Here is a 21,519-nt window from a genome sequence, read left to right as displayed (position 1 = left end):
CTCAATTTTAGATGTGAATCATTCGCAATCTTTACATTTCTCATATAGGACTAAATTTACTTAATTTAACAATGGCGGTGATAATTTTTATCAATCTCATTGATAAATAGTGAATTTTACCCATTGGAGCTGTCAGTAAAACAGTCAAAATCATTTATTTTGTTGATATTTCCTAACAAAAATATATAATTGATCGCATTGGTAATGAAGGCATACAGATAGAACGTTTCATTATAATCTTTTTAAAAGATGATGATAAGGGTTTTTTATTTTATCAATCATGCCATTGTCTATATGATTGTCGGCGTCAAATCATACAGACAAATTAATGAGTTACACAAACTATTTTAGTAAAGAAATATCAATCAATAAGGGTTGTCAATGAATAAGGAAGGTTTACTCGGTGAGTGGGATCAAGAATCCGTAGAAGGTTCTGACCTCATCCGCGATAAAGATGAGTTTACAAATATTGTCACAAATCATGATAAACACAGTAATATTGATATTTCTGATTCCTTAAGCATGTATTTCAGTGATCTCTCAAGTCGTACATTATTAACGGCTGATGAAGAAAAAGCATTGGCCCATCGCATTAAAGCTGGGGATCAAGCGGCGCGTCAAGAGATGATCGAAAGCAATCTGCGCCTTGTGATCGCAATTGCAAAACGCTATGCCAATCGTGACATTCCATTGAGCGATCTCATTGCTGAAGGCAACATGGGATTGATGCAGGCGGTGGAGAAGTTTGACCCTGAGATGAATTACCGCTTTTCTACCTATGCAGTGTGGTGGATTCGTCATGCCATTGAGCGTGACATTATGAATACGGGGCGCGCGGTGCGTTTGCCGATTCATTTACACAAAGCGATTAATCGCATTTTAAAGATTCAACGCGATTTAGGGAAAACCCTCAATCGTGAGCCCACTTATGCAGAGATTGCACAAGTGGCACAAAAGAGTGTCAAAGAGGTGGAAGATCTTCTGATTGAAAATGAGATGATTCTTTCATTAGATATGGAAGTGAATGATGAGCAGGGCTCTTTATTAGACATGCTCTCAAGTGATCATCGCTCAGACGATGCCCTAGGAATGATGGAGGAAGATTGTTTGATGTCCGCATTAGAAACAGGTTTAACCCATTTAGATGAGATGTCACGCCGTGTGATCATTGAGCGTTTTGGCTTAGATGATGATGTGCCCAAAACCTATGCAGAAGTGGGTGAGCTTTTAGGCACAACGAGTGAGAAAGTGCGCCGCATTCAGATGAAAGCACTCAAAGAGATCCGCGAATATTTAGTGGATTAATGATAAAAAAGCCCATCATTGATGGGCTTTTTTTGAGTCTGATGATTTTAATTATTTAACCAATAAAACGGGCACAGTGGCTTTTTGTACCACATCATTACTGACGCCGCCAAGCACAAATTTTTGCACAGCATTTAAACCACGGCTACCGATGACAATGATGTCTGCACCGGCTGTTTTAGAGTGTTGCACAATCGCTGGCGCAGCTTCGCCTGTGATGATGCTCGTTTTGTGCTGCACAGCGGCATCATCGAGGATTTTTTCAACGGGTTGAATTTTTGCATTGCGTACTTTTTCTTGTTCTTCTTTAGAAGGTTCTAATAAGATTTCACGCGCTGTTTTTGGGGGAACTGTAACGTAGACAATTTCCACAACTGAATCCGCTTCTGCTTTTGCAAGTTTTGCAGCTTCCGCCGCGGCACGAAGAGAGTTTTCAGAACCATCAATGGCCAATAAGATTTTTTTATACATATTGTGACTCCTTATGTCGTTACGAATGATCATTTAATTATGGATTGAGTATAACTTATTATTGTAGAAAAAGCCTTGATAAACAATTATATCAAGGCTTTTTTTGATCCGCGTCGTCTCTTAAACTTATTTAGAGATGTGAGCAACGAGGTCTAATACTTTTGCAGAGTAACCAATTTCGTTATCGTACCAAGCAACGATTTTTACGAATTTGTCAGTCAATGCAATCCCTGCTTTTGCATCAAAGACAGATGTGCAAGTTTCACCTAAGAAGTCGGTAGAAACCACCGCATCTTCTGTGTAACCTAAAATGCCTTTTAATGCACCTTCTGATTCTGCTTTCATTTTTTCACAGATTTCAGCGTATGTGGCAGGTTTTGCTAAGTTCACCGTTAAGTCAACCACAGAAACGTCTGGCGTAGGTACGCGGAAAGACATGCCAGTTAATTTACCATTCAATTCGGGAATGACTTTACCGACAGCTTTAGCTGCACCGGTTGAAGAAGGGATGATGTTTTGTGCAGCACCGCGGCCACCGCGCCAATCTTTAGAAGAAGGTGCATCCACTGTTTTTTGTGTGGCAGTTGTTGCATGTACTGTGGTCATTAAGCCTTCAGTGATGCCCCAGTTGTCATTCAATACTTTCGCCACAGGTGCTAAGCAGTTTGTGGTGCAAGATGCGTTAGAAACGATGTCTTGGCCAGCATAAGTTTCGTGGTTCACACCCATCACAAACATTGGCGTATCATCTTTAGAAGGACCCGTTAAAACAACTTTTTTCGCGCCAGCTTCGATGTGTTTACGTGCTTTTTCATCGGTTAAGAAGATGCCTGTACCTTCCACAACAACGTCAACGTTGATGTCACCCCATTTGAGGTTTGCAGGATCTTTCTCAGAAGTCACACGAATGGCTTTACCATTAACGATCAATTGACCATCTTTAACATCCACTGTGCCTTTGAAACGACCGTGTGTTGAGTCATATTTCAACATGTAAGCCATGTAATCAACGTCAATTAAGTCATTGATACCAACAATTTCGATGTCATTACGCTCGAGTGCTAAGCGCATCACAAAGCGACCAATACGTCCAAAACCATTAATGCCAACACGAATAGCCATTATTTTCTCCTTGATTATCTAATGGGTAATAAAAACAAACGGAGTAACTATAGTCATCTATAGTTACATAATTTTAATTTAATGTATATCTTTTCGCTTGATCTACGTCTATCTTATGCCAAAGATTGCTTTTTCAGATAATCGAGTAAAAGACCAACAGGGCGACCCGTTGCACCTTTATTCGCACCTGATGTCCACGCAGTGCCCGCAATGTCTAAATGGGCCCACGCATATTTTTCGGTAAAGCGTGATAAGAAGCATGCCGCAGTGATTGAGCCACCTGCGCGGCCGCCGCCAATGTTGGCAATGTCTGCAAATGGACTGTCTAATTGACTTTGATACTCATCCCACATTGGCAATTGCCACACGCGATCACGGGTCGCTTCACCCGATGCCATCAATGCATCGGCTAAATCTTGATTGTTGGCAAATAAACCTGTGGGTTCATGACCAAGGGCAATGATGATGGCACCTGTTAATGTGGCCACGTCGATCACTGCTTTGGGTTCATATTGCTCTGCATACGTTAAGGCATCACATAAAATGAGGCGGCCTTCAGCATCGGTGTTTAAAATTTCGATGGTTTGGCCGGACATGGATGTCACCACATCGCCAGGTTTAATCGCAGTGCCTGAAGGCATGTTTTCAACTGCTGGAATCAACGCCACAATGTTTAAAGGTAAGGCCAATTCAGCTACTGCTTTCATGGTGCCAAGTACGCTTGCCGCACCACACATGTCATACTTCATTTCATCCATGCCAGCGCCTGGTTTTAAGGAAATGCCGCCTGAATCAAAGGTCACGCCTTTGCCCACTAATACAATTGGGGCTTCTTCACGGCTTTGTGCACCATGATATTCTAAAACGATGAAGTTAGGTGCTTCTGCGCTGCCTTGAGACACCGCCACAATTGCACCCATGCCTAAGCGTTTGATGTCGCTGTCATTGAGGATTTTGCAATGTAAATCATCATATTCGCGCGCAAGATTGTCCGCAATGTCAGATAAATCAGTGGGCGTTAAGTGATTTGCTGGTGTATTGCCGAGATCTTTTGTGAGCAATACGCCTTTTTTGAGGGCTAAACCATAATCAAAGGCTGCTTGGATCTCTTCAGTTAACGCAGCAACATTAATGGCATACACTTGTGCATTTTGCTCATCTTTTTTGCTTTTGTATTGATTAAAAGTATAGGTGGTGTGCGCAACCGTTTCGATGATTTTTGGAATGGTGTACGCTTTTTTACCACAGTTGCTCAAAATGGAGAATGTGATGGTTTCGGCGGGCATTTTTTTCACCCATTGAGTGGCAGCATCCACAGCTTTACTCAACGTCACCACAGAGGCTTTTTCACGCGCACCAAAGCCCACCACCAATAAATAACGGGCTTTGATGTTTTTCGGTTGAAAGATTGGGAAAACTGAACCCGCTTTCCCAGTGATTTCGCCTGAATCTAATAAAGATTGCAATAAGCCATCCATGGCTGCATCGAGTGCTTTAGCATCGGGTGAGAGCTCATCTTCATAGCAGTTCACCACCAATACATCGGTTTCTAACGCAGCGATGTCTTCGCTGATCAATTGGTAAGAGACGGGTTGAGTTTTCATAAATTCCTTCCTTTTTTTGATTATTCTAGAACTAAACGGCCACGCAATGAGTTTGGCAATGCTTCTGTAATGATGACATCACAGAACTGGCCAATCAACTCTTTTGGTCCAATGAAGTTCACAACGCGGTTGTTTTCAGTGCGGCCAGCTAAAACTTCAGGATCGTGTCGAGAAGGGCGGCTCACTAAAATGCGTTGCTTTGTGCCCACCATGCCTTCTGAAATGGCATTCACTTGTGAAGTGATTTGGGCTTGAAGACGGGCTAAGCGCTCTTTTTTCTCTTCCATGGACACATTGTCCGGTAAAGAGGCGGCAGGTGTGCCTGGGCGCGGTGAATAGATGAAGCTAAAGGACATGTCATAGTTCAACTCTTTGACCAAATCCATGGTTTTTTCAAAATCTTCAGCCGTTTCACCCGGGAAGCCCACAATGATGTCAGTGGATAAAGAGATGTCTGGGCGCACTTTTTGTAACTTACGGATTTTAGACTTGTACTCAAGCGCCGTATGGTTACGTTTCATGGCCATCAAAATCTTATCAGAGCCCGATTGAATCGGTAAATGTAAATGAGACACCAATTCAGGCACGCGGCCATACACTTCAATCAAACGATCAGAGAAGGCAATCGGGTGGGATGTGGTAAAGCGAATGCGGTCAATGCCATCGACTTTTGCCACGTATTCGATCAATAACGCTAAGTCACAGATGGAGCCATCGGGCATTTCGCCTTGATAGTCGTTCACATTTTGACCCAGTAGATTGATCTCTTTCACGCCTTGTTCCGCTAAAATGGCGATTTCGCCGATCACATCCATCATCGGGCGAGAAATCTCTTCGCCGCGTGTATAAGGCACGATGCAGAATGAGCAATATTTATTACAGCCTTCCATGATGGACACAAACGCTGAAGGACCTTCGGCGCGTGGTTCTGGCAAGTGATCAAATTTCTCAATCTCAGGGAAAGAAACGTCCACTTGGGCGCCATTGCCTTTCCAGACATCGAGGAGCATTTTTGGCAAGCGGTGCAATGTTTGTGGGCCAAACACAATGTCAACATAAGGCGCACGTTTACGGATCAATTCACCTTCTTGGCTCGCCACGCAGCCGCCCACACAAATCACAATGTTTGGGTTCGCAGCTTTCAGTTCGCGCCAGCGACCTAATTCAGAGAATACTTTCTCTTGCGCTTTTTCACGAATGGAGCAGGTGTTTAAAATGATCACGTCCGCTTTTTCCACATCAGTGGTTTTTTCAAGCTGACAAAACGCCTTTAAGCTGTCCGCCATTTTGTCTGAGTCATACTCATTCATTTGGCAGCCTTGCGTTTGGATGTAAAAAGTTTTAGAAGTAGATGGTAATTCAGTTGTCATAAAATTAGATAGATAAACTAAGGATAGTTAAAAACAGAGGCGATTTTACACGGTTTTGAGAAAAAATTCTGAAAGAAATGGCGGGCACAGATGGCACGGTTTATTTTTGTGCAAAAAATGCCATACTAAGCTTTTATTCATTGGAGGTTTATCCATGATCCCTAAGGAATTGGCCACATTATTGTCACACACGGCGCGCCGTGCCATTGCACTGACACCCACAGCGGCACAGGTGCATCATGATTTATATGCTTCCAAAATTGGCGGCGTACCTTATTTTCCTAAAGATGCACTGTATCCGACGAATGATGATGGCGTGCCTTTAGCTTTACTCGCGCAACTGAATTTATCTGACATCTTTAAAGATGCTGAGCTTTTAAGTGCATGCGAGCAAGATGCCGCCTTAAAACATTTACCAAAGTCTGGCATGCTCAGCTTTTTTTATGACATCACCGATGACTTAATGGGGTTAGACTTAGAGAAAACCGGTCGGGGCAATGGCAGCGCAGTGCACTATTTTACAGAGATTCTGCCAGAATCTGCCTTGACACAAGTACCGTTTGAAGCTTTGCGCTCACACATTCAAGATGACAATGCAGATGATTATGGTGCGCTTAGCATTGATCAAGCGGTGGGTTTGACGGCCAGCATCAAAGAGACCCTGTATGAGTTAGAATCTGAATCATTTGGTAATCCTGAGATTGAGGCCTTTAAAACAGCGCTTGAGGCATACACTGAATCATTAGAGGATGAAGATGAGGAAGAGTCCGTCATGATGGCCATTTATGATGCTGTTGATGCAACCAATTACGGTCATGCTGTGGGTGGATATGCGAATTTTACGCAATTTGATCCGCGTGAGCGCGCGCAGAATCAACAATTTTTATTGCTGCAAATTGACAGCATTGGGGATGTATTGATTGGCGACTGTGGCTCCATTCAATTTTTTATGACGATGGAAGCATTAGAGCAACGTGATTTTAATCACGTGCTCTATGATTGGGCGTGCGGCTAGGATGCCATCCAGATCAAGGTGGCTTGGCGACCTGAGGTCTTACCATCTCTACGATATGAGAAAAATAGATCCGGTGAGCTGTGTGTGCAGTAATCGCCGCCAAAAATGTTGTGGGCTTTGACGCCAAAGGCTTTCAGCTTTTCTCGGGCAATGCTGTAAAGATCAGCATAAAAGTGATTCGCACGCTCGCTGTCGATGAAAAAATCACCATAATGAGGATTGTGTGCCATAAAGGCTTCGCGCACTTCAGGACCCACTTCAAACGCTTTTTGGGAAATGGCGGGCGCTAACCAGGCAATCATTGTGTCATCCATGTGATGGCAGGCCGATAAGGTGTTTTCAATGATGCCATTGAGTAAACCGCGCCAGCCTGCATGAATGGCAGAGACAAAGGTACCCGCTTCATTGGTTAAAATGATGGGCAAGCAGTCTGCCGTTAAAATGGCACACACTTGATTCGGTTTGGTGGTAAAAAGGGCATCGCCCTCACAAATGGCCTCTAACGCACTGGCATCATGAACAATGGTGCTGTGGGTTTGAGAGATCCATCGTGGGGGTTCAGGCAGATTGAGCGCCTCCATCAGGCGCGCTCTGTTTTTGATCACATCATCTCGATCATCCTCAACGCTGAGCGCTAAGTTTAAACCATCAATGGGCGCACTGCTAAAACCGCCCAAACGTGTGGTTGAGTAAGCTTTAATATGAGCTGGCACAGACCAGTTCGGTTCGATCACAGGTAATCCATTGATGGTTTTGATGGTCATGACTCTAATAATCCTCGTTACGTTGATAATCTTCTTCAAAAACGTGCATGATTTTTGCCAAGTCAGCAGGATAATCGCATTCAAACAACATGCGTTTACCCGTATGGGGATGTGTTAATTCGAGCTTTTTCGCATGTAAGGCTTGGCGCTTGAATTGACGCAACTCTTCTGCCAGTTCGGGCACCATTTTAGGTGGCAATTTTAAGCGCCAGCCATAAGTAGAATCCCCAAAGAGCGGATGATGAATGAAGTTCATGTGCACACGGATTTGATGGGTGCGCCCAGTTTCAAGTTTACACTCTACCAATGTGTGACCACGGTAATGATCTAAGATGCGATAATGGGTGATGGCGGGCTTGCCAATGGCTTGCGCGCTCATCTTTTTGCGATCCACCTTGTGGCGGCCAATGGGCACATCAATGGTTTGCCCAGAAATGAGTTCGCCAGTAGCAATCGCATGATAGGTTCTACCCATTGAGTGATCACTCAATTGCTCGACTAAATGGTAATAAGCATCTAGATTTTTAGAGACCACCATTAAGCCGGTGGTGTCTTTATCTAGACGGTGCACAATGCCTGCACGCGGCAATAAATGCGCGTTTTCGTTGTGAAAGAGCAGGGCATTTAATAAAGTGCCATCAGGGTTGCCCGCCGCAGGGTGTACCACTAAGCCCGCAGGCTTATTGATCACCATGATGTGGTCATCTTCATAGACAATGTTTAAAGGGATGTCTTCGGCTTTCGCATCGTTTAAATAATCTTGCTCTAAAATCAATGTGATGGAGACCGCTTCACCGCCATAGACTTTATCTTTGATTTTAGGTGGTTTACCATCTAACAAAGTTTGACCATTTTTGATGGCGTCTTGGATTTTACTGCGGGAATAATTCGGTAACAATTCACTTAGAACAACATCTAAACGGTTGCCAGCGGCAGACATAGGGATAGTCAATGAAAAAGTTTCTGTCGATTGCATAAATTTGAGTATAATAGCTGGTTAAAATTTCTGTTAAAACACTAAATCACATGGATTTGAATATGAATAAAACTGTTTTGCATTGTAGCGTACTTTTATCAACAATGTTGTTGATTGTTGGATGCTCAAGTACCAAAAAAGAAGATCGTTATCGTATGATGTCAGGCAGTGATCTTTTACAGGAAGGTCGATCAAGTTTAGATGGTGGTAGTTATAAAGAGTCCATTGAACGTTTTGATGTGATCGAAGCGCGCTTCCCCCAAGGGAATTATGCAGAACAGGCGAAGTTGAATAAAATTTACGCATACTATCTCAATCGTGACCATAAAGAGGCGCTACAAGAGGCCGATAACTTCATTAAACTCTACCCAAATCATCCACATGTGGATTACGCATGGTACATGAAAGGTTTAGTGAACTTTGATAAAGCCCGTTCCATCATCGATAAATTCTTGCCGCCTGATCATACAAAAGTGGACCAAAAGCAGCTCACAGATTCGATGGAAGCATTTTTGGTGATTTTAGATAAATATCCAAACAGTGTGTATGCAGAAGATGCCGCAAAACGCGTCATTTATCTTCGCAATACTTTAGCGCAATCAGAAATCCACATTGCCAATTTCTACATGCAGCGTAAAGCGTATGTCGGTGCCGCGAACCGTGCGCAATATGTGATTGATAATTACGATGGCTCACCGGCTGTACAAGAAGCATTGCTCATTCAAGTCAAAGCGTACCGAGCCCTTGGTTTAGAGAATATGGCCAATGATCGCTTGCGCATTTTGCAAAAGAACTACCCAAATTACGCAGGTTTAAAATCTCTATAAGCGCCATTGATCGGACATGTTATTTTTAGTGTATAGAATCCTATGGTGGGTGATCCTGCCATGGGTTTTATTATTTCGGTATTTGAAAGATAAAAAATCAGGCAAAGCGGGGCGTTATTGCATTGAGCGCCTCGGTTTTTCAAACGCTGTTCAACCTCATGATGTGATTTTGCATGCGGTTTCCTTAGGGGAAGTGCGCGCAATGACGCCATTGGTGTGCGAGTTATTGAAAACCTCGCCATCGTGTTCTATTTTGATCACCACAACCACATTAACCGGCCGTGCGCAGATTGAAAAGAGCTTCGGGGATCAAGTCTCTGTCACCTTTTTGCCTCATGACATTGGCTTTTTTGTGCGCCGCTTTTTAAAAAAAGTGCGCCCAAAAGCTTTGATGATCATGGAGACGGAGATTTGGCCTAATCTTCTCAGTCAATGCGCCAAATTGGGGATTGAAACGTTCATCATCAGTGCCTGTTTGTCGGATCACTCGCAAAAGGGGTATCAAAAGATGCCCAAAACCATTGCCAAACTTTTAGCGCCCATTCATGTGATGGCGCAAACAAAAGAGGATCAAGCCCGCTTTTTAGCCATTGGCGCTGAGAAAGTGACGGTGATGGGCAATTTAAAATACTTCACCATTTTGCCAGAAGATTTCACTTATCAAGTGACGCAGCTGACGAAGGGCAAGCATAATTATCTGTTATGGTGTTTAGCGAGCAGCCATGATGGGGAAGAAAAACTCATTTTAGAGCATTTTAAAACGTTAAAAGAGCAGCATCCGCACCTTAAATTGGCCATAGCGCCAAGGCATCCTGAGCGCTTTAAGGCGGTGCGTAATCTGATTAAAGATTATGGCTTTTTATGCCAAGCGCGCAGTGAAACGGCGTTTGAAGATTTTGAGTTCAACCATCATGATGTGTGGTTATTTGATACGATAGGGGAGCTGTTGTATCTTTATGGTGTCTCTGACATTGTGACGGTGGGCGGCAGTTTTGTCCCGATTGGCGGACACAATATTTTAGAGCCCGCATGCCTTAAAAAGGTGATCACCACGGGGCCTTATGTGGATAACATTATGGAGATGGTGACCCTTTTTCAAGCGCACGATGCCATTGAGATCCTCACCCATGAAACGTTAGATGATCAGATGGCCAAACTCATTGAAGAGCGCGCGGTGCGTCGGCGCATGAAAAACGCTGCCGAAGCTTGTGTGCAACAAAATCAGCATGCTTTGCCCTATGTGATCGACGCCCTAAAGGGGGCACTTGAGGAGAGATGAGATGAAAGAGCGCTTGCGACAATTGAATCAATTTTATCTGCCACCTTTGACTAAGCTTTATTTTGAGCGAGCAGCCCTTGAGAAGATTGTGAACCATGTGCCGCTGTTTGTGCGGATCTCTGATCCGGACAGTTGGCTCATGCAAAGTGCCTATCAGATGTATCGTAATCTCTCTAAAGAGGCGTTGAGTGATCGCCTTAATCAACTCATTGATTATTTAACCACCGAAGCCAACTCCGTTTTTGAAGGACAGCAAGGGCTTGTGGTGCATGATTCTGTGCCGTACATTGAGTGGCGCATGGGGCAAAAGTTCTGTGCCATCACTGATTTACTGGGTAAACCTACACTTTTTATGGATCTGCATGATTTAAGCGCAGATTCAGAGCAGCTCAGTAAAAGCATCAATCATCTGCAATCGGTTTGGGATGATCAATTACAGATTGTGTTGATGGGAGAGATACACACCTATCCTGCCATGACACAATATGAAAATTTAATGCTGATTGATCCGACCCGCGTCACGCATCCGCATTTTGTGGAGCGTTTTCGCTTTAAACCTCGCAACCTCAGCATGTTCAGCTTTGGCAGTAAGCCCTTTTTCTTGATGAATGGTCAGGGTAAATTGCTGAGCTTTTTCAGTAAGCAGGATCAATCAGTGTTGGTGGAAGAGGTGAAAAAGCAGCTTAAGCTTTAAACAGTGGCAAATAATCGCCATAACCTTCTTCTGCCATGGTTTCTAAAGGCACAAAGCGCAGCGCTGCACCATTGATGCAGTAACGTAAGCCGCCCATGTCAGTTGGACCATCCGTAAAAACATGCCCAAGGTGGGCATCTGATTGTGCACTTCTGACCTCCGTGCGGATCATGCCATGGCTTAAGTCACGCACCTCTTTGAGGGTTTCAATTGGGCGGCTGAAGGACGGCCAACCGCAGCCGGCATCAAATTTATCTAAGGAGCAGAAGAGCGGCTCACCACTGATGATGTCCACATAAATGCCTGCCTGATCAAAATCATTATAATGACTCGTAAAAGGGCGCTCTGTGCCATTTTCTTGTGTCACATGGTATTGCAGATCCGTTAAACGTTTTTTTAAATCATCTTGATTCATCATTCATCTCCTTTTGCGGGTAAAGAATGAGCATAACAAATTTTGATTTCCCATGGCGTTCGGTGTTAGGATACGCGCCTTAATTTTTTCAGAATTTATCATGCGATTGACTCGACCCCTCTCCATTTGATGCCCCCATTTAATCCCTAGTTTAGGGATATGTCGGAGTGCCAAAGGTGGTACGGGCTGATTGCGCGTGGGTCTTTTGCACTCCATTTCTTGTTGTTTAAATTTTAGAAAAGGATGTAAAAATGACTCACCATACGCAGCTCATGAGCTTTGTTATGCTCGCGGTTGGCTTATTGAGCTTTGCTGCCATATATGTATTATCTAAGCGCACAAATTTTGGCGTGGTTTCGATGGTGGCACTCATCATCGGTGGCGTGCTTGGCGTAATTTTCCCTGGCGATACAGCTTACTTTGCCGTTTTTGGCACCATTTATGTGAAAACCATCTCCATGATGGTGATTCCGTTATTGCTTGTCTCTTTGATTCGTTCGATTAATAAAATGGAGTCCGTGCAGGCATTGCAATCGATTGGTTCAAAAAGCTTCTTTTGGTTGCTGTTTCAGGTGATTTTAGCGGCGATTGTGGCCGCAGTATTGGCATTGTCGATTGATTTAGGCAAGGGCAGCACATTGACAGGCGCAGAAGATTATGTGCAAAAAGCGGTGCCACCGATCACACAAGTGATCACTGATCTATTTTCGAATAATCTGTTTAAATCCATGGCCGCCGGGCAAGTGATTCCGGTGGTATTGTTTGCCATTATGGTGGGCATTGCATTGGTGGCTGTGCGCACGCGTGGGCGCAATGTGACGGCATTCATTGAGTTCATTGACGCGGCGTACATCGTGATTTATCAAATCGTTAAAGTGCTCATTAAATTGTTGCCGTATGCGATTGTGCCATTGATGGCCAATACATTGGCCACAAGCGATGCATCAGTCTTAAAACCCTTATTAACGGTGATTGCACTGACATTCATCGCCTGCTTTTTCCATATTTTCATCACGGGCGGTATTTTGATCGCCCTCGTTGCAAAATTAAATCCCATCAAATATTTTAAAGCGATTTTACCGGCACAAATCATGGCATTCAGCTCAAGAAGCAGCGCGGGCACATTACCATTGTACATTGATTGCTTAACTAAGCGCGTGGGTGTTTCTGACAACATTGCAGGCTTTGTGGGGTCGCTCGGTACAAGTGTTGGCATGGCAGGCTGTGCAGGCGTTTGGCCGGTATTGCTCGCAATCTTCGCCTTAAATGCCACAACGGGCGATGTGACGATGACGCAAGTGATCATCATCATTGCGTTGACGCCGCTTGTGTCACTAGGGACAGCAGGCGTGCCGGGCGGCGGTATTTTGATTGCCACAGCCCTCTTTTTAACGATGGGTTTACCTGTGGAAGTGGTGGGGATTTTTGCAGGGATTGATGCGTTTGTGGACATGGCGCGCACTTGTGCAAATGTCAGCAGCTCAATGACTGCTGCAACCTTAGTGGCAAGCTCTGAAGATGCGATTATTCCGCCTAAATCTGTATAATCATTTGTGAATGAACGGCTCCGCACTGCGGAGCTTTTTTATGTGGGATCAATCGCGATGCCTTTTTTACGTGGGCTAAAATAGAGATAAATGGCCAGTAAAACAAGGAGCGCCGCCGGTACAAAGAGCGAATGCTCATGGAAATGGTGCGTTAATAATGTGCCACAGAATCCGCCAAGGGCAAAGCTGATCAACACTGCGAAAAATAGCAGTGCCGTTTTAAAGGCACCCTTTGTGCCACACAAAAATCGCATCAAATGATTAAAGGCCAGTTGTGCCACCATGGTGACGGCAATGTTGCCATATAGCATGCCTTTCATTTTATGAAAGCCATTGCCTTGCATACCTGCAATGAAGGAAATGATGATGCAAATGCCAATCAAGCTCAAATAAGGCGTCAGGATGCCGGTGGCCAATAGGCAAAGGATTGCAGCTTCTAACAGGAGAATGGCAAAGGTCCAATTGAGTTTTTTACGAACAGAATCTAGATATTGGATAAATACCGTGGTCATTGATCCTAAGCCAAATGCCAAGACGGTGAGCGCCGCAATTTTTAAATGTGCCCAATTGCCTGTAGCCAATGAGTGGCCAATCATGATCACATTGCCTGATTGCACCGTACCAAAGACGCCCGCTTGATCATAGGTAAAACCATTCATCATCCCCGCGATGATCGCTAAAAAGCAGGCGATGCCAGGATTTTCCATAACAGGAAAGGGGTGTTGATTCGTTGTCATAATCATGCCTTTGCCGTAAATAATCATGTTGCTCAACGTATCATTTCATTTTTAATTAATCAATTGATATAAATGATTAAATCATCGATTTTAATGGTGATCCATACGCTATATAGCAATATAATATCGACTGCGCAGCTGCTTTTTTCTTGTGATATGCTAAGCAAAAAATGATGAATGAGCCAACATTGAGGAGGATGGCATGAAGATTTTAGGGTATGGCGCAGCATTGGTGGTGATTTTAAGTGCTGCCTATGCGGACATTACGGCACGCGAGGCGCATCAATACATGCATGCAACGCAAACGGTGTGTGGTGACGTCAAGCAAGTGACGGTGACGAATAAGGCAGTGTTCATCAACTTTGATGCCGCTTATCCGAACCAAAGTTTTTATGGCGTCGTGTGGCAGCGCGATGTCGATGCGGCAGGTGGCGTATATGCTTTGCGGGCACTCCATGGTAAAAATGTGTGCATCACAGGTCAACTACAATTGTATAAACAGATTCCAAACATTCACATTGATGATGGCGCACAAATTGAGGTACGCAAGAAGCGCTAATTTTCTGATGCCCATTAATACATCTATGAAAATGGCAGAAACTTCGCTACAATAGCCACGCTTTGCGCTCGTAGCTCAGTTGGATAGAGTGTCAGTTTCCGAAACTGAAGGTCAGAGGTTCGATCCCTCTCGGGCGCGCCATTTTCATAATAAAAGAGAATAATCAATAATAGTAAAGCATAGATAGAATCAGGGTTCTACTATGCTTTTTTAGTTTCTAGAATAGCCAAGAATATAAAAATTTAGTTTAAAATAGAAGTAAATGGAAGTAAGATTGGAGTATCTACTTCCAAATTTGTAAGGTTTTACTTCCAAAATGGCGAAAATTATACTTCCACTTACTTCCAAACAAGTTAAAGAAGCCCAGCCTAAGCCTAGAGCTTACAAGCTTTATGATGGTGGCGGGTTAATACTGACAATTTATCCAACAGGTAAGAAAGTTTGGCGGTTAGATTATTATGATCTCAATAAAAAACGTAAAACTTACACAATTGGTGATGCGCAACACATTCCTTTAGCCGCTGCGAGAAAAAAACGTGATGAACTTAAAGGGAATCTGGAGAATCATCAAAGTATCTCTAAAAAAGATATCATGACATTTGGTCAGGTTTTTTATGAGTGGTTTGATAAATGGAAATTGCTTGTTGTTGAATCAACAGCAAATCGGGCCTTATCATCTGTCAAAAAAGATTGTTTTCCTACAATTGAAAATTTAGATATCACAAAAATTAGGCCTAAAGATATTGTTGCAGCATTGGCACCAATCGATAAGCGTGGTGCTGGAGAAACATTAGAGAAAACAAAATCAGCACTTAAATTAACCTTTGATTACGCCATTGCACGAGGATTATGTGATATGAATCCTGTTACGTCAGTCACTGCATCAGCTTTTACCATACGTGAAAAACAGAATCATAGGGCGCTAGATCCATCAAAAATATATATGTTAAATGACTTTTTTGCATCTGATAGAAGTTCATTAATTGTTCGAAAATGCACCGAGTTTACATTAAGAACTATGTGCAGAATTAGCGAGGCTGTATATGCTACATGGGATGAAATTGATGGTGATGTTTGGACAATACCCGCTGAGAGAATGAAAAGCAGAAGGGCTCATATTGTTCATTTAACTGAACAATCATTGGAAATTCTCGAAGATATGAAGAAATTCAAATCATCTCAATATATTTTTCAAAATAATCATTTAAGTACACATATTCATAAAGACACACCAAATACAGCAATTAATCGCTGTGGTATTGATAGTACAGTACATGGTTTTAGGGCATTGGCTTCCACAGTATTAAATGGCACATGTTTATTTGATAGAGATGTGGTTGAAATGTGTTTATCGCACAAAGATAGTGATGCTGTACGCGCTGCTTATAATCGTGCACAGTACTTAGAACACAGAAAAGAAGCTTTGATTTGGTGGAGTGACTTCATAGACATGTGTGATACAGAAAAAAATAATATGAAAGCCCTGAAAAAATTCAAGCTTATATAATTAAACAATGATTACTACTTAAAGTTGGTGCGGGATGAGGTTTAGTTTCTTATTTTAAGAAATGCCCCCGAAAAATCCGCACCTCACCACGGCGGGCTTTATGCAAAAAAGGCATTTTTTTACGGCCAAAATTATGGCGTAGGCGCGTAGAAGAGGGTAATGCTGTGCAGTATTACCAAAGGATTGCGCTTGATTACATCAATGATAAGCAACCAAATTGGGATTCTGATTTATTTCGAATATTTATATTACTTTTTTCTTTAAATTTTCCGCCCTTAAATAGAGAGTTTTTAAAACTTGTGGGTATGTTTTAAAAGTAGTAATTTCAGTAACATTTTTTTATAAATCTTCCAAATGCATTGCAATCACTAGATTTTGAGAGATTCCAAAATGTAACATTTAAGTAACTTTTCTGTAATCAATATTACAAATAAGATGTAACATTTTTATTAAAAATAATCATTTAAATTCAAATGGATATATATTTTTGTAATCTGAGGTTACTAAAAAATACTAAAATGTTACATTTTTAAAATCTCTTGAAATGCAGCAATATCAATGCTTTTGGTAAATATTACAAAATCAGGTTACTGATGTTACTCTTTTGAGAAACACCCCCTAGCTTTCTTCTAAGTCGTATTTGTCAAAATCAAATATCTTTTGGCCAAGTCGATGATTCACTGAGTAGAATTTTCGGATCATTGGATACAGCTCATTTTTGTAAAAGACTTTCGCAAATGGTGCAGGATTACCAAAGCCACCAGCATTTGTTGCTTGAATACTCATGAGCACCAATGGCACACGATGAACGGTGGCAATGTCATCACGTGACACATCTTTGATATTGACGAATTCATCTTTGGCTGCAATCTGGCTAATGGGAATCAGCTGCACAGAATCTTTATCCCCTTTGGGCAAATGAACGAGCAGGTTATTAAAATTACCTGACTGCTTTGTCTTTTTGAGCGTCTCTTCAATGGTTTTCATGCCCTTATCTGAAACATGTCCATTGATGGCAAGTATAAAGCCCGCATGCGATCCATTTTTGTAATATTTATAACGGAATAGGGTGCCTGCATGATTTAATGCAATACTGAGCATGGCGCTTAAATATGGTGGGATTCCATACACATTTTGATTCACATCATAAGCTTTGACATGAATCAGGTTGTTCTTTTTGATCTTCTCACCAAAGTTTTTGAGAAAGTAATAATTGCCATCTGTGCCAACGCGGGTATATTTGGCCATCACATGGCGATAGCGAATTGTATTGCCCACCAATGATTTAACAGGCTCAAGATAAGCATTGCCAAAAATTAGATAATCAGCAATGAAGGCTTCACACGATTCATAATCTAAAAAATGAGTATCTTTAAAAATAGAACTGAGGATGTTTTTTTTACAATCTAAAGCGGATTCATGATGGGTATTCAAACGAGGCAATTTGGTTAATGTGTCGTATGAAATGGGTGGAGCATAGTAGCCATCAATGGTTTGGCAAGATAACATATCAATGAAATCGTGTGGGCTGAAGATCTCAGGCTCGCCCATGTTAAATGTCACTACATCATTATTCATAATCATTCTCTCTATAAAACTACAATATGTTCATGTTCAGTATCGACCGTTGTGCCATCGAATCGTTCATAGCCCAGCGCGTACATCGTTGCCCAACTTAAATCTGCATGCCTATGTTCTTCATCTCTCACAGATTGGAACGTGGCATATTGCTGTGATTTGGTCATGGCATTTTTGATGTTTAAAAAACTGGATAAAAGATCCTGCCAACCTGCATCAAATTCTATTTTGCGCTCACGAAATAGGGTTTTGGCTTGTAGGACAAATAAGGTTTTTAAGGATAGATCGCTTTGGTAACGCGTTAAGTTTGGATAGAAGTTTTCCACGCGTTCAGCGATCACCAATCCCATGTTTCTGGTATCAATGCCAAGATGTACGACGTTGTAGCGATCTGTGATTTCTTTGAGATAGCGCTCTTGATTGTCAAAGGAGACATCCTGCCAAAAGTGCTTTTCTAAAATGCGATACGGCTCATTTTTATTGGATGGAATGGCAACCACAACACACGCAGCACCATCATTGGTGCGGGCAGGGTCATAGCCCACAGCCACCTTTTTACGGCCAAATGGTTTATGGGGTTTGGTTAAAGGTTCAAAGTCTGTCCACTTCTCCCATGAATCCACCATACATGCGCTTAAATCATTAAAATTAAATGCGCTTTCCATGTCATCAAAGAATTCGAACTCAAACAGCTTTGAGAATTGATCTGGCGTATAACGTAGACGTAAACTATCTAAATCCACTAAATCAAAACCGCCTGCAATCGCATCATGAATGGTGATGATCTTACGGAATTTACCATCTTCACACAGCCGCCCATTTTTAAGTGAGGCATGATCGACCTTAAAGGGTTTATTCTTTTTGTTTGAGTGGTATTCAGCAGCCGTCCAAAATTTATAGGCAGGATGCTTTTTACTAGAAGGCGTGGATAAATAATTAATAATAAAGTTTTTATGTGTCGCACATGCGGTCACAACGGTTTGTAACTCTTCAAAGCGAGGCATCCAAAAGAATTCATCACAGGTCACATCGCCTGTATAGCCTTGGGCAGTGTATGGATTGGCACCTAAAAAATAAAAGTTCAGATCATCTTTAAATTTAATGGCATCCCCGCCTGATAATTCAACCCCCGTCAGATTTTTAACAAAGGCCAACATGTAGCGTTTGGCTTGGAACGCCTGATTTTTACTGGCTGAAATGTAAATTTGATTGTGTTTGAGATTCACCAAACGGCGTAGGGCATAATAAGATAGAAAATAGGTAAAGCCAGCCTGTCGAGTTTTACCAAAAATGAATTCAGCCGAACTCTTTTTACTGTTTTTATATTTTTCAATGTCTTGAATGATCTGCGTTTGGAATGGGAATAGATCTTTTAATCCCTCATTGATTTGGGATTGGAATTTTTCCCAATCGAATTGATCGCTATTGATTTGCGCACTGCGTTTTTTGCGTTGTGGCTTGGGTGAGTAGATGTTTTTCATTTGTACACCAAGCTCTTTAAACTCACGCAATTCATTTTCTGTTTTGGTGTTCTTCATCAGTAAACGAATGTATTTGAGCTGAAAAGCATCTTGGCAACGTGTGAAAAAATCCGCCTCATCCCATTTATCATTTTTGCGCCAATCGTAAATGGTGCTCTCTGGCGTGCCAATCATTTTGGAAATTTCAGATACGCGAAAGCCCGCGAAATAAAAGAGCCTTGAAAGTTCGCGTGGTTGGGTGTTTTCTGGTGTGATGAGCAATTCATTATTCATGTGCTCATTCTCTATGGTTACGCGTAAAAAATAATCTCGTTTGAGTTTGCAACCCTTGAGGGCAAACTGTAATGACGTGCGTTCTGTTGCCATTAACGTAAAAATTGAATCCTCTTTTGTACGATTAGGATTCTATTCATGAATAAAAAAACGAAATGGACACGGGTTGCGGTCAGTGGTCCCACCATTGATGGGCGAGAAATCACCCCACAACAAATCAATGAAATGGCCGCGTCATATAATCCTGCGGTTTATCAAGCAAACATTTGGATGGAGCACATCCGCAGCTCATACCCTGACAGCACATTTGGCAATTATGGTCATGTTTTGGCATTAAAAGCGGAAGATTATGCAATCAATGGCACTACGCAGCGTGCGTTATATGCAGAAATGGAAGTGACGCCAGCCCTTGTTGAGTGGAATGCCAAAAATCAAAAGAAAGGCTTTTCCATTGAAATTGCACCAAACTTTGCAAAAACCAATCAAGCATATCTTTCAGGTTTAGGTGTGACCGACTCACCTGCAAGCCTTGGCACTGAAGCTTTGCAATTTAACATTCAAGTGCGTCATAAGCCTGAGCACATTTTTTCAACTGCATTGGAATTTACAGGCATTGATTTTGTAGACGATGGTGATGTGGATGCCAATGAAAAAGGCTTATTTAAAAGCTTATTTGCGGGTCTGTTTGCGGCACAACGTGAACAAAATGAACCGCCAAAATCTGCCCCAAAATTAGCAGAGTCAAACTTCTCACTTGAGTCATTAGAACGTGCTTTAACTCAATTTGCATCCAAGCAAGATGACGTGATTACAGAGCTCAAGCAACAAAACAAAGCGCTTTCAGACTCATTTACTGAACTTAAAACAGAGTTTGAATCATTAAAAAACACGCCAGAACCCAGTGCAAAACAGGAATTTGTTGCGGGCAATGGTGCCAATGAATATTTAGCAGATGTCTAAGGAAGAGTTATGAGCGAAGTTTTATTACAAAACACATTAGAGTGTTTAACCAATTACACAGCACGTCAGGCGGAATTGCATGGCGTGGATGTTAAAGCCATTGAAGCTGGCCAGAAGTTTACCATTAACCCGCAAACGGAATATGTGTGGGTGGAAAAGGTGGCTTCAGAAGGCATTTTAAGTGAAGTGGACATTGACCTTTGTACAGATATGATTGTCAATGGTCTTGGTTTTGGTCCTTCACAGTTGGTGTCAGGGCGTACAAATACTGAAGATAAAGAGCGTGAAACAAGCGGTTTAGGTAAGCCGTCAGGCATTGTGTATACCGCTGTCAAAACAGATCATGACACGCATTTTACTTTTGCAGAATTGAACTCCTTTGCACGCACCAAAGAGATGTTCCAAAAGCGTTTACAAGATCGACGCTTAGAAAGTAAACGTGAAGATATGGAGCGCATTGGTTGGAATGGTGAAAAAGTTGCAGAGAACACCGATAAAAAAACCTATCCATTAGGGCAGGATGTGAACATTGGTTGGCTGCAACGCATTCGCACACATAAACCAGAACATGCCATCACTGAGTTAAATGGTGAAGCCATTAAAGTGGGCAAGGGTCAATTGATTGAAAACTTGGATCAATTGGTGGTTCAAGCATTGAGTTTAATCCCTAAGCAGTATCAAAAAGACCTTAAAGTTTATGTGTCCAGTGATTTATTGGTGGGTCGCCAAATGAAGTTGTTAGAGAAAGCGACCAACACTGAAACGGCACAGAAAATCACACAGGAAGCTTATTACGTCATCAATGGCTTGATTGCCAAATCCCCCGACTTTTTCCCCGATGGCACCATTTTAGTGACGCGTCCTAAAAACTTAGCCATTCGCATTCAAAAAGGCTCTGTGCGCTCATCTTATGAGATGAATTCAAAGCGTGATCGTTATGAGAATTACAACACGCAAAATGAATTTTATGCATTGCACAATTATGAACAAGCGGTGCTTGTTGAAAAAATCACCTTAGAAGATAAATAAGGGGGA

The 21,519-nt window shown here is 42.3% G+C and carries 20 protein-coding genes and 1 tRNA gene; 11 read left to right on the top strand and 10 right to left on the bottom strand.

All coding sequences use genetic code 11. The features are described 5' to 3' along the window. The first annotated feature begins 381 nt into the window (after window positions 1-381). Entirely contained in the window at window positions 382-1,305 is a 924-nt protein-coding gene (locus B9T10_RS02445; RefSeq protein ID WP_008314771.1) for a sigma-70 family RNA polymerase sigma factor, read from the top strand. Between the two features lie 51 nt (window positions 1,306-1,356). Here B9T10_RS02445 and B9T10_RS02440 read toward each other — a convergent pair whose 3' ends face one another. From B9T10_RS02440 to miaB, 4 genes are all read right to left on the bottom strand, one after another. Then, window positions 1,357-1,776 (bottom strand): universal stress protein, encoded by a 420-nt coding sequence (locus B9T10_RS02440; RefSeq protein WP_008314770.1) that lies wholly within the window; start codon window positions 1,774-1,776, stop codon window positions 1,357-1,359. 126 nt (window positions 1,777-1,902) lie between these two features. Beyond that, a complete protein-coding gene (gene gap, locus B9T10_RS02435; RefSeq protein ID WP_008314768.1) occupies window positions 1,903-2,898 on the bottom strand; it encodes a type I glyceraldehyde-3-phosphate dehydrogenase in 996 nt (331 codons plus the stop codon). Between the two features lie 113 nt (window positions 2,899-3,011). Then, window positions 3,012-4,502, bottom strand: a complete 1,491-nt coding sequence (locus tag B9T10_RS02430) for a leucyl aminopeptidase (protein WP_008314766.1) — start codon at window positions 4,500-4,502, stop codon at window positions 3,012-3,014. Between the two features lie 20 nt (window positions 4,503-4,522). After that, a complete protein-coding gene (gene miaB, locus B9T10_RS02425; RefSeq protein ID WP_051027984.1) occupies window positions 4,523-5,872 on the bottom strand; it encodes a tRNA (N6-isopentenyl adenosine(37)-C2)-methylthiotransferase MiaB in 1,350 nt (449 codons plus the stop codon). A gap of 154 nt (window positions 5,873-6,026) precedes the next feature. Between miaB and B9T10_RS02420 the strand changes: the two genes are divergently transcribed. Further along, entirely contained in the window at window positions 6,027-6,887 is an 861-nt protein-coding gene (locus B9T10_RS02420; protein WP_094537710.1) for a YwqG family protein, read from the top strand. Here B9T10_RS02420 and pgeF read toward each other — a convergent pair. Both pgeF and rluD read right to left on the bottom strand, forming a co-directional pair. Continuing rightward, window positions 6,884-7,651, bottom strand: a complete 768-nt coding sequence (gene pgeF, locus B9T10_RS02415) for a peptidoglycan editing factor PgeF (RefSeq protein WP_008314760.1) — start codon at window positions 7,649-7,651, stop codon at window positions 6,884-6,886. The two genes, B9T10_RS02420 and pgeF, sit on opposite strands and share 4 nt — an antisense overlap. A gap of 4 nt (window positions 7,652-7,655) precedes the next feature. Next, window positions 7,656-8,627: a 23S rRNA pseudouridine(1911/1915/1917) synthase RluD gene (gene rluD / locus B9T10_RS02410; protein ID WP_081600412.1), complete on the bottom strand. Its 972-nt coding sequence runs from the start codon at window positions 8,625-8,627 to the stop codon at window positions 7,656-7,658. A gap of 62 nt (window positions 8,628-8,689) precedes the next feature. On the opposite strand from rluD, the gene B9T10_RS02405 reads away from it, so the two are divergent. Genes B9T10_RS02405 through B9T10_RS02395 form a run of 3 tightly spaced genes read left to right on the top strand, consistent with a single transcriptional unit; the run spans window position 8,690 to window position 11,427 of the window. Continuing rightward, window positions 8,690-9,454 carry an outer membrane protein assembly factor BamD gene (locus B9T10_RS02405; protein ID WP_008314756.1) on the top strand — a complete coding sequence of 255 codons (765 nt, stop codon included), beginning with the start codon at window positions 8,690-8,692 and terminating at the stop codon, window positions 9,452-9,454. Between the two features lie 16 nt (window positions 9,455-9,470). Next, entirely contained in the window at window positions 9,471-10,733 is a 1,263-nt protein-coding gene (locus B9T10_RS02400) for a 3-deoxy-D-manno-octulosonic acid transferase (protein WP_094537709.1), read from the top strand. A 1-nt stretch (window position 10,734) separates the two neighbouring features. Next, entirely contained in the window at window positions 10,735-11,427 is a 693-nt protein-coding gene (locus B9T10_RS02395; RefSeq protein ID WP_094537708.1) for a hypothetical protein, read from the top strand. Here B9T10_RS02395 and msrB read toward each other — a convergent pair. Continuing rightward, complete coding sequence (gene msrB, locus B9T10_RS02390; RefSeq protein WP_063454957.1) at window positions 11,417-11,842, bottom strand: peptide-methionine (R)-S-oxide reductase MsrB; 426 nt, start codon at window positions 11,840-11,842, stop codon at window positions 11,417-11,419. The two genes, B9T10_RS02395 and msrB, sit on opposite strands and share 11 nt — an antisense overlap. 251 nt (window positions 11,843-12,093) lie before the next feature. Here msrB and B9T10_RS02385 point away from each other — a divergent pair, with 251 nt between their 5' ends. Beyond that, window positions 12,094-13,389, top strand: a complete 1,296-nt coding sequence (locus B9T10_RS02385) for a dicarboxylate/amino acid:cation symporter (protein WP_094488534.1) — start codon at window positions 12,094-12,096, stop codon at window positions 13,387-13,389. A gap of 38 nt (window positions 13,390-13,427) precedes the next feature. Here B9T10_RS02385 and B9T10_RS02380 read toward each other — a convergent pair whose 3' ends face one another. Then, window positions 13,428-14,126, bottom strand: coding sequence for a YoaK family protein (locus B9T10_RS02380; RefSeq protein ID WP_246782021.1), 699 nt, complete (start codon window positions 14,124-14,126; stop codon window positions 13,428-13,430). A gap of 202 nt (window positions 14,127-14,328) precedes the next feature. Between B9T10_RS02380 and B9T10_RS02375 the strand changes: the two genes are divergently transcribed. The 3 genes from B9T10_RS02375 to B9T10_RS02365 all read left to right on the top strand — a co-directional run bounded on the left by B9T10_RS02375 (window position 14,329) and on the right by B9T10_RS02365 (window position 16,192). Beyond that, window positions 14,329-14,685, top strand: coding sequence for a hypothetical protein (locus B9T10_RS02375; protein ID WP_008314744.1), 357 nt, complete (start codon window positions 14,329-14,331; stop codon window positions 14,683-14,685). A 64-nt stretch (window positions 14,686-14,749) separates the two neighbouring features. After that, window positions 14,750-14,826, top strand: a tRNA-Arg gene (locus B9T10_RS02370). 175 nt (window positions 14,827-15,001) lie between these two features. Further along, the gene (locus tag B9T10_RS02365; RefSeq protein ID WP_094537706.1) at window positions 15,002-16,192 is read left to right on the top strand and encodes a tyrosine-type recombinase/integrase; all 1,191 of its coding nucleotides are present in this window, start codon (window positions 15,002-15,004) and stop codon (window positions 16,190-16,192) included. A gap of 618 nt (window positions 16,193-16,810) precedes the next feature. Here the strand turns inward: B9T10_RS02365 and B9T10_RS02360 are convergent. Beyond that, window positions 16,811-17,770, bottom strand: a complete 960-nt coding sequence (locus B9T10_RS02360; RefSeq protein WP_018122046.1) for a phage portal protein — start codon at window positions 17,768-17,770, stop codon at window positions 16,811-16,813. Between the two features lie 11 nt (window positions 17,771-17,781). Next, window positions 17,782-19,524 carry a terminase large subunit domain-containing protein gene (locus B9T10_RS02355; RefSeq protein WP_179220620.1) on the bottom strand — a complete coding sequence of 581 codons (1,743 nt, stop codon included), beginning with the start codon at window positions 19,522-19,524 and terminating at the stop codon, window positions 17,782-17,784. A 138-nt stretch (window positions 19,525-19,662) separates the two neighbouring features. Here B9T10_RS02355 and B9T10_RS02350 point away from each other — a divergent pair, with 138 nt between their 5' ends. Together B9T10_RS02350 and B9T10_RS02345 are read left to right on the top strand one after the other, a co-directional pair. Beyond that, window positions 19,663-20,484: a GPO family capsid scaffolding protein gene (locus B9T10_RS02350; protein WP_018122048.1), complete on the top strand. Its 822-nt coding sequence runs from the start codon at window positions 19,663-19,665 to the stop codon at window positions 20,482-20,484. Window positions 20,485-20,493: 9 nt separating this feature from the next. After that, window positions 20,494-21,513 (top strand): P2 family phage major capsid protein, encoded by a 1,020-nt coding sequence (locus tag B9T10_RS02345; RefSeq protein WP_094537704.1) that lies wholly within the window; start codon window positions 20,494-20,496, stop codon window positions 21,511-21,513. Window positions 21,514-21,519 lie beyond the last annotated feature (6 nt).

The sequence above is a fragment of the Wohlfahrtiimonas chitiniclastica genome (assembly GCF_002252325.1).
In the GTDB taxonomy this organism is placed as follows: domain Bacteria; phylum Pseudomonadota; class Gammaproteobacteria; order Cardiobacteriales; family Wohlfahrtiimonadaceae; genus Wohlfahrtiimonas; species Wohlfahrtiimonas chitiniclastica.
The sequence above is the reverse complement of the archived record's forward strand: the minus strand, read 5'-3'. Positions and strand labels throughout refer to the sequence as shown.